The sequence below is a fragment of the Pseudomonas sp. 2 genome (genome assembly GCF_056627435.1).
The window spans coordinates 117,552-132,926 of sequence record NZ_JBWXNG010000016.1 but is presented as its reverse complement, the minus strand read 5'-3'; the positions used below and the strand labels follow the sequence as shown (position 1 = coordinate 132,926).

Below are 15,375 nucleotides of genomic sequence, written 5' to 3'. Positions count from 1 at the left end.
TGAAGGTGCAGGCATGAGCATTCCAACCGGCGGTACGAGCACAGTGGATTCGGGGGCGTATACCGACCTCAATCGCCTGACCGCCATGAAGAACGGCGACCGCGACAGCGAAGCGAACCTCAAGAAGGTGGCGCAGGAATTCGAGTCGCTGTTCGTCAGCCAGATGCTCAAGGCCATGCGTTCGGCCAACGAAGTGCTGGCCAAGGACAACCCGATGAACACCGCCGCGACCCGGCAGTATCAGGACATGTACGACCAGCAGCTGGCGGTGAGCATGTCCCGCGAGGGCGGCGGTATCGGTCTGCAGGACGTGCTGATGCGTCAGCTGTCCAAGAACAAGGGCGATGTCGCGCCTGCGACCAATCAATTGCACCCGACGGCGCAAGCCGCCAGCGATACCGCGCAGAATCAGGCCCAGGGTGGCCTGGCCACGCGCATCGCCCAGCGTCCGCTGTGGGCCACCCGCTCAGTGGCGCCTGCGTCCACTTCGCTGGCCACCAATGCCGACGGCACACCGCACAACGACGTGGCCGCGCTCAATTCCCGGCGCCTGTCGCTGCCGAGCAAGCTGACCGACCGGATCATGGCCGGCATCGTCCCGAACACCGCTCAGGATGCGACAGCAACCACGCTGAAAAACCGCATTGCCGTGTCCAGCGCCGTGGCCGCCGCGAAAAAGGCCGGCACCAACGGCGACTGGACCATCGGCCCGGAATACACCGCCCAGGCCGACAGCTATGTACGCACTCGCGTGCAGACCCCATTGGCGCCGGGCAAGGCTGCGTTCGCCAACGCCGACGAATTCGTTGCCACCATGTTGCCATTGGCCAAGGACGCTGCCGCACGCATTGGTGTCGATCCGACCGTGCTGGTGGCCCAGGCGGCGCTGGAAACCGGCTGGGGCAAATCGATCATGCGTCAATCCGATGGCTCGAGCAGCCACAACCTGTTCGGCATCAAGGCCCAGGGCGGTTGGCAGGGCCCTGAAGCGCGGGCGATCACCAGCGAGTTCCGCGACGGCAAGATGGTCAAGGAGACGGCGGACTTCCGTTCCTATGATTCCTACGCCGACAGCTTCCACGACCTGGTCAGCTTCCTGCAGAACAACAATCGCTATCAAGCCACGCTCAAGTCGGCCGATAACCCGGAACAGTTTGTAAAAGAGTTGCAGAAGGCCGGCTACGCCACGGATCCGGGCTATGCCAGCAAGATCACGCAAATCGCGAAACAGATGAAGAGCTACCAGAACTATGCAACCGCATCGAGCTCCTCTTCAACGTTATGACTTTATAAGGTTTGAACCATGTCACTGATCTCTATCGGGCTTTCGGGACTGAACGCCAGCAGTGCAGCGATGACCACCATCGGCAACAACACTGCCAACGTCGACACGATGGGTTACTCGCGCCAGCAGGTGATGACCACCTCCAGTGCTCAGCAGAATATCGGCGTCGGCTTCATCGGCACCGGTACCACGCTGTCGGACGTGCGTCGCATCTACAACGGCTTCCTGAACACCCAGGTGCAGACCAGTACATCGCTCAACTCCGACGCCCAGGCGTACCTGGGGCAGGCCAGCAAGCTGGATTCGATCCTGTCGGACAGCTCGACCGGCGTCAGTACGGTCTTGAGCAATTTCTTCACAGCGTTGCAGACGCTGTCCAAATCGCCGACGGACTCCGCGGCGCGCAACAGCTTTCTGACCAGCGCCAAGTCCCTCGCGGGGCAGTTCAACACCATCGCTGCGCAGATGAAGGACCAGAACAGCAGCATCAACAGCCAGCTGACCTCCATGACCGGGCAGGTCAATGCCCTGGCCTCGTCGATCGCCGATCTGAACACCCAGATCACCCAGGCCAAGGCCACCGGTGGTGAGCCCAACTCGCTGCTCGATGCGCGGGACGAGGCTGTGCGCCAGCTCAACGATCTGGTCGGTGCCAAGGTGGTCGACAACAACGGCAGCTACGACGTGTACATCGGCAGCGGCCAGCCGCTGGTCACCGGTGGCAAGGCCGGTACGTTGACTGCAGGCCCCAGCGACAGCGACCCGAACGTGTATTCGGTCAAGCTCAACTATCAGAACAGCAGCGTCGATGTGTCGTCCGTCGTCACTGGCGGCAGCATCGGTGGCCTGCTGCGCTACCGCAGCGATGTGTTGCAGCCGGCATCCAACGAACTGGGACGTCTGGCACTGGTGGTCTCCGACCAGATCAACCAGCAGATGGGCCAGGGTGTCGATGCCAACGGCAACTTTGGCTCGAGCATGTTCAACAGCATCAACGACCCGAGCCTGGTCAGCCAGCGCAGCCTTGCCAACAAGGGCAACAGCGCAGGTTCCGGCAATCTGGATGTGACCATCGCCAACACCGGTGCGCTGACCACCAACGATTATCAGGTGACCTTCACCAGCGCCACCGGTTACAGCGTCACCCGCCTGCCGGATGGCCAGAACATGGGCGCCTATGACCTGAGCACCACGCCGCCACCGGTGATCGACGGCTTCTCGCTCACGCTCAATGGCGGTGGTCTTGCCGCGGGTGACTCGTTCAAGGTCAGCCCGACCGGCAACGGCGCCAGTGGGATCAAGACCGTCATGACCGATGCGAAGGGCATTGCCGTCGCAGCGCCATTGACCGGTTCCACTGGCTCGAACTCGGGCAGCGGCACCTTCACTCAGCCTGTGTTGAACACCCAGGCGAACATCTACGACACCGTTGGCACCACTGACCTGCGAAATGCAATCAGCGGGGCGACGCCAATGCGCCTGATCATGGGGGCTGTCGCCGCTGATGGCTCGCAAGCCTACTCGCTGGTCGACGCCAGCGGCACTCCCGTGAACGACAAGAACGGCAACCCGATCACCGGCAGCATCGTTCCGAAGCAGAACAACGACATCACGCTGGACGTGGGCTACACCGATTCGTCCGGCACCCGTCAGTCGTTCTCGATTGGCTTGTCGATCAACGGCGAACCGAAGTCGGGGGATACCTACAGCATCGACATGACCGGCGCCGGCTCCTCGGACAACCGCAATGCCCAGACCACTCTGGATCTGCAAACCAAACAGACCGTCGACACCGCAGGTGGCAACGGCACGGGCATGAGCTTGAGCGGTGCCAACGCCAACCTGATTTCCACCGTCGGTGCCAAGGCCAAGCAGGCGGCCAGCGATGCCACCGCCACCACCGCCGTGCTGACTCAGGCCAAGAGCGCCCGCGACAGTGTGTCCGGGGTTTCGCTGGATGAAGAAGCGGCCAACCTGGTCAAGTACCAGCAGTACTACACGGCCTCGTCGCAGATCATCAAGGCCGCTCAAGCCATCTTCAGCACGCTGATCAACAGCCTTTAAGGGATCGTAAACCATGCGTATTTCTACCTCCCAGTTTTACGAAACCAGCGCTGCCAACTACTCGCGCACCTATTCGAACGTGGTCAAGACCGGTGACGAAGTCTCCAGCCAGATCAAGCTCAATACCGCGGGTGACGATCCGGTGGGCGCCGCCCGCGTGCTGGCGTTGCAGCAACAGAACTCGATGCTGTTGCAGAACCAGTCCAACATCAGCGCCATCAACACGGGCGTGGTGAATACCGAGACCGCGCTGACGGCCATCACTTCGGCGATCCAGCGCGCGCAAGAACTGGTGCTGACCGCCAGTAACGGCACTAACACCGATGAAGACCGTCAGGCGAGCGCGCGTGAGCTTTCGGCGCTGCAGAGCCAGATCCTGGGGTTGATGAACTCCAAGGACTCGGACGGCAACTACCTGTTCTCCGGCTCCAAGTCGAGCACGCCGCCGTACTCCGTCAATCCGGATGGCACCTACAGCTACCACGGCGACCAGACTCGCAACCTGCTGGATATCGGCGGCGGCATCTCTATGGCCAGCAACACCACCGGCTGGGACGCCTTTGAACAGGCGATCAACACCACCCGCACTTCCGCCACGCTGACGTCGCCTGCCACCGACGATGGCGTGTTGACGCTTTCGGGCGGTTTCGTCAGCGACTCCGCCACCTACGACAGCAAGTTCACCAGCGGCGAGCCGTACAGCATCACGTTCCAGAGCAGCACCCAGTACCAGATTCTCGACAAGAACGGTCAGGACGTCACCGCGGAGGCCACCTCGGCGGGCAAGTTCAATTCCTCCAGCTCGGCCAACCAGACCATCGGTTTCCGCGGCCTTGAGCTGAACCTCAACGTCAACCTGACCGATGCCCAATACAAGGATGCGGGGCTGGCGGATACCGCCGTGGCCGGCCATACCTTCAAGCTGGCGACTTCGCCGAGCAACGTCAGTACCGCGCGCCTGCCTGCCAACCCGTCGACTACCGTGATCACCGGTACGTCAGTGACCGATCAGGCTCAGTTCAACAGCACCTTTCCGTCGGGCGGGGCGATTCTGCGCTTCACCAGCGCCACCGATTTCGACCTGTACGCAGCGCCCTATGACCCGGCGTCCAGCAAGCCGGTCTCCAGCGGCACGCTGACCGGTACTCCGCCGACGGCCACCGCTGCGGGTGTGACGTTCACGCTCAATGGCGCCCCGGCGGCGGGTGACCAGTTCACGGCAGCCTCGGCCACGCCGCAGAACCAGAACATCCTCAACACGCTGGGCAGCATCATCACGGCGCTCAACGGCAAGGTCGACGGTGATCCGATCGCCAAGCAGAACCTGCAGGCGACGCTGACCTCCACCATCGGCAACCTCAAGAGTGCGGCCACGCAGATTGGTGGTGCGATCGCCGACGGTGGTGCGCGCGCGGCCACGGCCACCTCGCAGAGCACGACCAACCAGTCGCTGATCGATAACGGCACCACCGAGTCCGGCACGATTACCGCGTCCGATCCGGTCGACGCCATCGCCCGCCTGACGCTGCAGAAAAACATGTTGCAGGCTTCGCAACTGGTGTTCACCCAGCTGTCTTCGCTTAACCTGTTCAGCAAGTTGTAATCGCCTGCGCGGGGCGGCGTCGGGCCCGATCCGGCGCTGCCCGTGCAGTGTCAAACGTCTAAGTCAGCGACACAGCCGATCCCTCGGCCGAGGGTGGCGCAACGCTTGTGAGTCCGCCCGTGAATCCAGTACCCCTCGTCAGTATCGTCATTCCCGCCTTCAACCCACGGTTTTTCCAGAGAGCGTTGAAAGGGGCGCTGGGGCAGGTTTATAGCCATCTGGAAGTGATCGTCTGTGACGATTCGCCTGGCGACGAGATCGAGCGGATCGTCCAGAGCCTGGCCCAGACCAGCCATGTGCCGGTGCGCTATGTGCGCAATCCGCAGCGCCTGGGTTTCACGGGCAACCTCAAGGCGTGCCTGGCCCAGGCCACGGGCGAGTACATCAAGTTCCTGTGCGACGACGATCAGTTGTTCGCGCTGTCGGTGCAGCTGCAGGCGCAGCAGTTGACCCTGCACGCTGACGTGAACCTGGTGCTTTCCCAGCGGCTGTTCTGGGATGCCGATGACATTCAGCTGCCCGAGCGCATGGAAAACAGCGCACTGGCCCCTGGCAGCGCGATTTATCGTGGCGACGACTTGCTGGCGATTTTCGAATCCTTCCCGCTCAATTTCGTCGGTGGCCTGAGCAGCTCGATGTTTCGTCGCAAGGACGTCCTGGAGCTGTTGCCAGCGCTGACCACGCCTGATCACTGTTTCACCGCAACCCTGGACCTGGCCTTGTACATCTGCCTGATGCGCCGGGGCAATGTCGTGGTGCTCAACAACGTGCTCAGCGTTGAACGCTTGCATCCCGAACGCCTGAGCCGGGTGCAGGCAATCAAGGATTCGATCGAGCAGGAGCGGGTCTGGCTGGTACAGATGCTCACGGCCCGCAGTGGCGAACAGGCGCCTGCCAAGGGTTGGGTGCGCTATCAGCCGTTGACTGAAGCGGAGCTTGCCGGCGGCCTTGCCCAACCCCGGGAATGGCAGGAGTTCTGCCTGGGCCGCTCGCTGGGGGTCAAGAACAGCACGCAGCAGTGGTGGGTGGGCGTGCAGAGTGAAAGCTTCGCCGAGCTCTACCACCATTGGCTCGATTGCCGGACGTTGACGCCGGTGCAGCAGGCGCAATTGCCCAATACCCTGAGCCGTTGGCCGTACCGTCCAAAAGTGGTGCCGGTGGTGATCGACAGGCTTGGCAGTCGCTCGGCACTTGAGACAACGCTGGCCAGTCTTGAGCAGCAGTTGTATCCGGCGGAGCGGGTGCTGGTGCTTTCGCGCAGCTGTACGGAGTCCCGCGTCGAAGGGCGGATTTTTACCGTGCCGTTGCAAGACGATCCCTACGCTCAGATCAACCAGCTGATGCCACAGCTCAACGGCGCGCAGTGGTTGTATCTGCTGCAGGCCGGGGATCGCCTGACGACATCGGCGTTGCTGATCATGGCCGAGCGCATCGCGATGAACGATGCCTTGCAATGCCTCTATGCCGATGAAGGCGCCCTGCGCGAAGGCGAGTCTGCCGAGCCTGTGTTCAAGCCTGACTTCAACCTGGACCTGATGCGCAGTTACCCCTACGTGGGACGCGCCCTGGCGTTTTCCCGGGACGCCCTGTTGGCGGTGGGCGGGTTTGATGCAGCCTTTGGCGAACTCGCGCCTCACGATGCGCTGTGGCGTCTGTTCGAGCAGGCGGGCGACGTTGCCATCGGTCACGTCAGCGAGCTGCTGGTCGAATCCACCCTGTCGCTGCCCAAGTGGCTGGCGCTGCCCCAGGTGGTGGAGCAGAACCTCAACGTGGTTCAGGCTCACCTGAACCGCTGCGGTATTGCCCACACCATCGAGCCTGCCGACGGCATGGTCTTGCTCAACCGCATCCACTACCTGCATGCGCAGCAGCCTCTGGTGTCGATCATGCTGATCGTCAAAGACCAGTTGGCGGCGTTGCAGCGTTGCGTGGAAACGTTGCTGGAGAAAACCACCTACGGCCGCTTCGAGCTGTTGATCGTCGACAATGGCAGCCAGGCCCCCGAAACCCGCGCGTGGCTCGATGGCATGGCGCAGCTCGATCCTGCGCTGTTGCGGGTATTGCGCTATCCACAGGTCAGCGGGGAAATGGCGCTGTACAACCAGGCCAGCGCAGCGGCACGGGGCCAATACCTGCTGTTGCTCAACCCTTACGCGATGATTACCCACGGTGACTGGCTCGGCGAGCTGGTCAGCCAGGCGCAACGGCCGGAAGTGGGGGTCGTGGGCGCCAAGCTGTTCGGCTCCGAGGGGCAGGTGCTGCATGCCGGCCTGATCCTGGGCTTGCACGGTCCGGCCGGGCGGCCGTTCTACGGTGAGGGTCTGAGTGCCAGTGGATACCTGCAACGCCTGCAGGTCGTCAATGATCTGAGTGCGGTCGGTGCAGACTGCCTGATGGTGCGCAAGGCGCTGTTCGAGGATTTGGGCGGCCTGGACGACGCGTGCTACGGCAACGAGCTGAGCCACGTCGACCTGTGCCTGCGTGTGCGTCAGAGCGGTCATCTGGTGGTGTGGACGCCTCATGCGTTACTGGCCCTGGGCACACAGCCGGCGCCGCAAGACAGCGTTGGGCAGTACGAGCGGCAAGTCAGCGACCAGGAGCGATTCTACCAGCGCTGGTTGCCGCTGATCGCGCGCGACCCTGCCTACAACCCCAACCTTGCGTTGAACAGTCTGGGAGGCGGAAGCTTCAATCTGGAGGCGGGTCTGATCAGTGGCTGGACGCCGTTTTCCACCACTGAACTGCCGCAGATCCTGGCATTGCCCATCAACGATTCTGCCATTGGCCATTATCGCGTCACCCAGCCGCTGATCGAGCTGCAGGCCGCCGGCCGTGCCGTCGGCAAAATTCACTACAACACCCCGAGCATCCTCGAGGTCGAGCGTCAGTCACCGGACATCATCGTTTTCCAGGGGCGCTACAGCAAATCGCGAATCGAGGAGATCGAGCGCTTCAAAAAGTACTCGAACGCACGGCGCATCTTCGAACTCGACGACTACATCATTCACGTTCCCAAGAAAAACACGCACTCGCGGGGCATGCCTCAGACCGATGAAATGCAGCGCCTGGTGGCTGAGGGCATCGGTCTGTGCGACCGGGTAGTGGTCTCGACCCAACCGCTGGCCGATGCGCTGTCCAGCATGCACCACGACATTCGTGTCGTGCCGAACATGCTGGCGCCAGAGTGGTGGAGCGGCTTGCGCAGCCAGCGTCGCACCACGATCAAACCCAGGGTCGGCTGGGGCGGTGGCACCAGCCACTCCGGCGATCTTGAAATCATCGCCGATGTCGTCCGCACGCTGGCCGATGAAGTGGACTGGGTGTTCTTCGGCATGTGCCCCGACGCACTGCGCCCGTATGTGAAAGAGTTCCACCCGGTCATCGATCTGAAGCTGTATCCGGCGCGCCTGGCCAGCCTGAACCTGGACCTTGCACTGGCGCCGCTGGAGCATCACATCTTCAACGACTGCAAGAGCAATTTGCGTCTGCTGGAGTATGGTGCCTGTGGTTACCCGGTGATTTGTACCGATACGCTGGCCTATCGCGGCTACCTGCCGTGTACCCGCATCGTGACCAACAGCACCGAGGAATGGCTCGAGGCGATCCGCAGCCATCTCGACGATCCGGACGCCAGCTACCGCCAGGGCGACGCGCTGCGCGAGACGGTGCTGCGTGACTACATGCTGCGCGATGATAATTTGCAGCATTGGGTCAATGGCTGGCTGGCGGATTGATTGTCTGCGCAGTGCGTGTGGAGGTGCCTGGATAGCGGGCATCTCCAGTTCTGCGGGGGCGCTGCTTTCGTTAGTTCTGCCTAACGGCAGAAGCGTTTCGACTTCGTCGAGCTACTTGAAGGGACCAAGTAACCAAGTCCTTCTGCTCCTGGTTTGGGTCTGACTTCGTCAGACTACCTTCATTCCGGTCCCGCGCCTCGCGCTGCATCCTGCGGCTTGGCCCACTGCGCGAGACCGGAATGAGGCCTGCACCCAAGTCGCGTTTTGCGGTGTCTGAAATATCGCGCATGAAGATCAAGCGCCAGATCAAGAGCCAGATCAAGAGCCAGATCAAGAGCATCGCGAGCTTCGCTCCCTCCCGCATTGAGATCAGCGTCCGTTTTTGAGAACACCGCGTCCCCGTAGCAGTCCGGCTTGCCGGCGTTCTGGCGCGAAGCGGCAGCAAATCCGATGAATGCGGTGTGCCTGATACAACCGAGCCGCCTGATTTTACTGCCGCTTCGCGCCAGAACGCCGGCAAGCCGGACTGCTACGGGTTTGGGGGTGAACCGGATCTTGAAAACACTCCATCCCGACGTAGCAGCACGGCTTGCCGGCGGGAGCAATCTTGAGAGCGACCCGCGAGCAAGCTCGGCTGCTACGGGGTGAAGTTCACCACCCGCTCTTGATTTGGCTCTTGATCTTCATGCGCGATAGGTCAGACGATACAAATCGCGACTTGGGTGCAGGCCGAACGCAGGTCCCTCCAAGTAACTCGACGAAGTCGAAACAGGTCTGACGTTAGGAAGAACGCTCTTGATCGTGATTCGACGAAGTCAGAACAGCCAAGCCTCACCACCTCATGAAACCGCGCCCCATCGCCACAAACCCGCCGCCGCCAAACTGGCGCGCTTCCTGCAAGTCCCCCTTCATATCGCCATAAATCGTGCATTCCGGGCATCGCCCGACAACGCACGACAGCGGTTTCAGCGGTTGGATCAGACGGCCCGCGAAGCGCGAAGAGCGCCAGCTTGAGCCCTGAACGGAACATGAGGGGAAGTGCAGTGAAAGCAGTAATTCTGGCGGGCGGTCTCGGGACCCGGATCAGCGAAGAGTCGCATCTGAAACCCAAGCCGATGATCGAGATCGGTGGAAAGCCAATTCTCTGGCACATCATGAAGCAGTACTCGGCCCACGGCATTCACGACTTCGTGATCTGCCTGGGCTACAAGGGTTACGCGATCAAGGATTTCTTCGCCAACTACTTCCTGCACACCTCCGACGTCACCTTCGATATGCGCGCCAATCGCATGGATGTTCATCAGAACTACAGCGAGCCATGGCGGGTGACGCTGATCGATACCGGTGAGGAAACCTTGACCGGCGGGCGGTTGCTGCGTGCGCGACACTATGTGGAAGATCAGGAAGCCTTCTGTTTTACCTACGGCGACGGCGTGTCGGATCTGAATATCGGCGCGCTGGTCGACTTTCATCGCAGCCATGGCCGGCTGGCCACGGTTACCGCTGTGCAGCCCCCTGGCCGCTACGGCGCGCTGGATCGCGATGGTGACCGCGTCCTGGGTTTCACCGAGAAGCCCCGCGGAGACGGTGGCTGGATCAACGGAGGCTTCTTCGTCCTGTCACCGAAAGTGATGCGCTACCTTGATGGCGATAGCACGCCGTGGGAGTCCGAACCGCTGGCACGACTGGCAGCCGATGATCAACTGCGCGCTTTTCAACACGATGGCTTTTGGCAGCCTATGGATACGCTGCGCGACAAAACCCAGTTGGAAGACCTTTGGCAGAAAGGACAGGCGCCGTGGAAGCAGTGGAACTGAACCCCGCGTTCTGGCAGGGCAAGCGTGTCCTGCTGACCGGGCACACCGGGTTCAAGGGCAGTTGGCTGGCCCTGTGGCTGGGAAGCATGGGCGCGCGGGTCACAGGCTTTGCGCTGGACCCCGGCACCGAGCCGAGCCTGTTCCAGCTGGCGCGAGTGGCGCAAGGTATCGACGATCGTCGTGGCGACCTGCGTGACCTGGGCGCGTTGCTCGAAGTGCTGGCCGACGTCGAGCCCGAGATCGTCCTGCATCTGGCCGCCCAGCCGCTGGTGCGCGAAGGCTATCGTGACCCGCTGGGGACCTATTCGAGCAACGTGATGGGCACGCTCAACCTGCTGGAGGCGATCCGTCAGGTCGGTTGCGTGCGCGCCTGTGTGCTGGTGACCACCGACAAGGTGTACGCCAACCAGGAGTGGCTGTGGCCCTATCGCGAGAACGAGCCACTGGGGGGGCATGACCCGTACAGCAGCAGCAAGGCCTGCTGCGAACTGCTGGCGCAATCCTATGCCGCATCCTTCTTTCATCCCGACAAGTACGCCGAGCACGGCCTGGCCATCGCCACGGCCCGCGCTGGCAACGTGCTGGGTGGCGGCGACTTTGCCGCCGACCGCTTGATCCCCGACGTGCTCAAGGCCTGGTCGGCCGGCGAGCCGGTGACCCTGCGTTACCCTCAGGCCGTGCGCCCCTGGCAGCACGCGCTGGAGCCGCTGGCAGGCTATCTGCTGCTGGCGCAAGGGCTCTATAACCAGGGCCCGGCATTGGCCGGCGCCTGGAACTTTGGTCCCGGTGACAGCGACATGTGCACCGTGGGCGAAGTGGTCTCGACCCTGGCCAGCCATTGGCCGGACGCGGCGGGCTTGCGCGTTGAAACCAGCGAGTTGCACGAAGCCGGCCTGTTGCGTCTGGACAGTAGCCGCGCGCGGCAATTGCTCGGCTGGCAGGCGCGCTGGTCGCTGGCCCAGTGCCTGAAAAACACCCTGGACTGGCACCTGGCCTGGAAGGCCGGCCAGGACATGCGCGAGTTCACCCTCGCGCAACTGAGCCTGTACACGGAGCGCACATGATCGACATGCAACTGCGCGCCTTGCCGCTCAAGGGGCTGTTCAGCGTTCAGCACCGTCGCCATGCCGATCCGCGCGGGCAATTCTCGCGGCTGTTCTGCGAGGGCAGCCTCGCGGCGTTCGGCCAGACCTTTCATATCCGCCAGATTAACCACTCCCGCACCACCGAGCGTGGCACGGTGCGCGGCATGCATTACCAGAAGGCCCAGGCCCCCGAGGCCAAGCTGATCACCTGCCTGCGCGGCGCGGTGTGGGATGTGGCGGTGGACCTGAACCCGGAGTCGGCAACCTTTTTGCAATGGCATGCCGAGCGTCTGGAAGCGGGCGACGGGCGCAGTCTGTTGATTCCTGCCGGGTTCGCCCATGGCTTCCAGGCCCTGACCGACGATGCCGAGCTTTTGTACCTGCACAGCGCCGATTATTCGGCCGAGCATGAAGCCGGTTTGTCGGCGCTGGACCCGCGGCTGGACATCCCGTGGCCGTTGCCTGTCAAGAATCTGTCGGCCCGTGACGCCGGCCACCCAATGCTGGACTCGACTTTTGCTGGAGTGCGTTTATGAACTGCCGTGGTTGTGGCGCGAAGCTTTCGCTGCCGCTGATCGATCTGGGCACCGCGCCACCGTCCAATGCCTACCTGCGCGCCGAGCAACTGACTCAGGCCGAACAGTGGGTGCCGCTCAAGGTCGACGTGTGCGAGCAGTGCTGGCTGGTGCAGACCGATGACTACACCAGCGCCGAAAGCCTGTTCGACGCCGACTATGCCTACTTCAGCTCGTTCTCCAGTTCCTGGCTGGCTCACGCCGAGCAGTACGTGGGCGAGATGGTCGAGCGCTTCGGCCTGACCCCTGACAGCCGAGTGGTGGAGATCGCTGCCAACGACGGTTACCTGCTGCAGTACGTGGCCCGTCGTGGCATCGGCTGCCTGGGCATCGAGCCGACCCGCAGCACCGCTCAGGCCGCGCGGGAAAAAGGCCTGGAGATCCGCGAAGTGTTCTTCGGCGAAGGCACTGCGCAAGGGCTGGTCGAGGAGGGCTGGTCAGCCGACCTGATGGCCGCCAACAACGTGCTGGCCCATGTGCCGGACATCAACGACTTCTTGCGCGGATTCGCGACCCTGCTCAAACCCACGGGCGTGGCGACCTTCGAATTCCCGCAACTGCTGGCGCTGATCGCCGGGCAGCAGTTCGACACGCTGTACCACGAACACTATTCCTACCTGTCGCTGACTGCGGTGCAGACCCTGTGCGAGCGCAACGGCCTACAGATTTTCGACGTGCAACAGCTCAACACCCACGGCGGCTCGCTGCGGGTCTTCGTGCAGCGCGGCAGTGCTGCGCAACCCGGTGTCCGGCCCGTGCAAGCGGCGGTCGCCCAGCAGTTGCAGGCTGAACTCGACGCTGGAGTGAAGACGCCCGAATTCTATGCCTCGCTGGCCCCGGCCGCAGAGCGCATCAAGCACCAGTTGCTGAGCTTCCTGCTCAAGGCCCGCGCCGAAGGCAAGCGCGTGGTGGGCTATGGCGCTGCTGCCAAGGGCAACACCCTGCTCAACTACGCCGGGGTCAAATCCGACCTGCTGGCCTGGGTCGCCGATGCCAACCCACACAAGCAAGGCAAGTTTTTGCCGGGCAGCCGCATCGAAGTGGTCTCGCCTGAGCGCATTGCCGCCGAGAAGCCGGATTACGTGCTGGTGTTGCCGTGGAACCTGCTCAAGGAGATCGGCGAGCAGCAGAGCCACGTCCACAGCTGGGGCGGGCGCTTCGTGATCGCCGTACCGGAGTTGACTTTCCTGTGAGCGCACGAAAAGTACTGGTGACCGGTGCCACCGGTTTTATCGGTCGGCACGTGGTCCGAACACTGCTGGCGCGAGGCTTTGCCGTGCGGGCCGTGGCGCGCGACCTGGACAAGGCGCGTGGCATGGACTGGTTCGCCGAGGTCGAATTCGTCGCCGCCGACATCCATCACCCGGGCACCGACGTCGGCGCGCTGAGCGCGGGTGTCGATGCCCTGGTGCACCTGGCCTGGCGCGGCTTGCCCAATTACGCGGAACTGTTCCACTTCGAGCGCAACCTGCCTGCCGACTACGCCTTCATCAAGGCAGTAGTGCAAAGCGGCGTCAAGCAGGTGCTGGTGACCGGGACCTGTTTCGAATACGGCCTGCAAAGTGGGCCATTGAGTGAATCGACGCCGGCGCAACCGACCAATCCTTATGGCCTGGCGAAGAACACCCTGCGCCTGTTTCTCGAAGCCCTGAGCCGCATCGAGCCGTTCACCCTGCAATGGGCGCGGCTGTTTTACCTGCACGGCGAAGGGCAGAGCCCCAACAGCCTGTTGGCCAGTCTCGATCGGGCCCTGGCGTCGGGTGCCACTCAATTCGACATGTCCCCGGGCGATCAGCTGCGTGACTATCTCCCAGTGGTGCAGGCGGCGCATTACCTGGCCACGCTGGTTGAACACCGCGACTGTGAGGGCATTTTCAACTGCAGCAGCGGCCAGCCGGTTTCGGTGCGCGGGCTGGTCGAGGACTACCTGCGCCAGCGCGGTGTGTCGATCAGGCTCAACCTTGGCCACTACCACTATTCGCCCCATGAGCCGATGGCGTTCTGGGGCATCAACAATCGATTGCAGCGTTTGACAGGGGCAGATCATGGCGCGTGAGTTGTACAGGGCAATGGGCATGCCTGTGTTGCAGAACCGGACCTTCTGCGATGCACAATCGGCCCGGGAGTCGACGGCGGCCGACGTCATCCTGGTGCAGGACGACGCAACCGGCCTTGTCTACAACCAGGCGTTCGACCCGGACAAGCTGGTGTACGACAGCAATTACCAGAATGAGCAGGCGCACTCGGCGGTGTTCCGTCAGCATCTTGAGGCTGTCGAGCGGATTCTGGCCCGACATTTTGCCGGCAAGCAGCTGATCGAAGTCGGCTGTGGCAAGGGCTATTTCCTGGAGATGCTCGGCGACATGGGCTACGCGGTTACCGGGGTCGATCCTGCGTACGAAGGCGACAATCCGGCCGTGATCAAGGATGCCTTCAGCCCGGCGCTCGGGATTTCGGGCGATGCGGTGATTCTTCGCCACGTGCTGGAGCACATCCCCGATCCTGTGGTGTTCCTGCATGAGATCGCGAAGGCCAACGGTGGCGGGCAGATCTACATCGAAGTGCCTTGCCTGGACTGGATTCTGGAGCACCGCGCCTGGTTCGATCTGTTCTATGAACACGTCAACTATTTCCGTCTTGAGGACCTGCACCGGCTGTTCGGTACGGTCCTTGAGTCCGGGCATCTGTTCAATGGGCAGTTTTTGTACGTGGTGGCCGATCTGGCCAGCCTGCGCCTGACACCCACCGGTCCATGGACGCCCGTGCGTCTGCCTGACGGTTTCGACGCCAGCCTGGCGCGGGCGGTTGAACTGATCAAGGCGTCGCCGCAACAGGGTGTGGCGATCTGGGGCGGCTCATCCAAAGGGGTGATCTTCTCGCTGTTTTTGCAGCGCCTGGGGATCGATGTCGATTACCTGGTGGATATCAACCCACTCAAACAGGGGCGCTACCTGCCGCTCAGTGGCGTTCGGGTGTCATCGCCAGAGCAGGCCATGGGGCAATGGCCGGCGGGTATCCAGCTGTTCGTGATGAATTCCAATTATCTCGAGGAGATCCGCGAGATGACCGGTGGCCAGTGTGTCTATCACGTGGTCGACGACGCCCTGTTTCTTTCCTCCGGCGCGGCGTTGAGCCTTGGCTGATCGGTGGGCGTTTTTCAAGTATTCGCAGCGCTCGCATGAGTCGGGCTGCTCATCAGTGTCAGGAGCAAG

General features: G+C 62.5%; 10 protein-coding genes. All 10 read left to right on the top strand.

All coding sequences use genetic code 11. The features are described from left to right. The first annotated feature begins 13 nt into the window (after positions 1-13). Entirely contained in the window at positions 14-1,285 is a 1,272-nt protein-coding gene (gene flgJ, locus AC1MEK_RS23385; RefSeq protein WP_480398648.1) for a flagellar assembly peptidoglycan hydrolase FlgJ, read from the top strand. 18 nt (positions 1,286-1,303) lie between these two features. Continuing rightward, positions 1,304-3,349, top strand: a complete 2,046-nt coding sequence (flgK, locus tag AC1MEK_RS23380) for a flagellar hook-associated protein FlgK (RefSeq protein ID WP_480398647.1) — start codon at positions 1,304-1,306, stop codon at positions 3,347-3,349. A gap of 13 nt (positions 3,350-3,362) precedes the next feature. Further along, the gene (locus AC1MEK_RS23375) at positions 3,363-4,952 is read left to right on the top strand and encodes a flagellar hook-associated protein 3 (RefSeq protein ID WP_480398646.1); all 1,590 of its coding nucleotides are present in this window, start codon (positions 3,363-3,365) and stop codon (positions 4,950-4,952) included. A 119-nt stretch (positions 4,953-5,071) separates the two neighbouring features. After that, positions 5,072-8,686, top strand: coding sequence for a glycosyltransferase (locus tag AC1MEK_RS23370; RefSeq protein WP_480398645.1), 3,615 nt, complete (start codon positions 5,072-5,074; stop codon positions 8,684-8,686). 1,043 nt (positions 8,687-9,729) lie between these two features. After that, positions 9,730-10,503 (top strand): glucose-1-phosphate cytidylyltransferase, encoded by a 774-nt coding sequence (rfbF, locus tag AC1MEK_RS23365; protein ID WP_480398690.1) that lies wholly within the window; start codon positions 9,730-9,732, stop codon positions 10,501-10,503. Further along, positions 10,494-11,567, top strand: coding sequence for a CDP-glucose 4,6-dehydratase (rfbG, locus tag AC1MEK_RS23360; RefSeq protein WP_480398689.1), 1,074 nt, complete (start codon positions 10,494-10,496; stop codon positions 11,565-11,567). Before rfbF ends, rfbG begins: the two co-directional genes overlap by 10 nt. Beyond that, positions 11,564-12,124, top strand: coding sequence for a dTDP-4-dehydrorhamnose 3,5-epimerase family protein (locus tag AC1MEK_RS23355; protein ID WP_480398644.1), 561 nt, complete (start codon positions 11,564-11,566; stop codon positions 12,122-12,124). The genes rfbG and AC1MEK_RS23355 overlap by 4 nt, the downstream gene beginning before the upstream one ends. After that, on the top strand, positions 12,121-13,356 hold the full coding sequence (locus AC1MEK_RS23350; protein ID WP_480398643.1) for a methyltransferase domain-containing protein: 1,236 nt from the start codon (positions 12,121-12,123) through the stop codon (positions 13,354-13,356). Before AC1MEK_RS23355 ends, AC1MEK_RS23350 begins: the two co-directional genes overlap by 4 nt. Beyond that, positions 13,353-14,219, top strand: coding sequence for an NAD-dependent epimerase/dehydratase family protein (locus AC1MEK_RS23345; protein WP_480398642.1), 867 nt, complete (start codon positions 13,353-13,355; stop codon positions 14,217-14,219). The genes AC1MEK_RS23350 and AC1MEK_RS23345 overlap by 4 nt, the downstream gene beginning before the upstream one ends. Beyond that, the gene (locus AC1MEK_RS23340; protein ID WP_480398641.1) at positions 14,209-15,306 is read left to right on the top strand and encodes a class I SAM-dependent methyltransferase; all 1,098 of its coding nucleotides are present in this window, start codon (positions 14,209-14,211) and stop codon (positions 15,304-15,306) included. The genes AC1MEK_RS23345 and AC1MEK_RS23340 overlap by 11 nt, the downstream gene beginning before the upstream one ends. Positions 15,307-15,375: the final 69 nt, after the last annotated feature.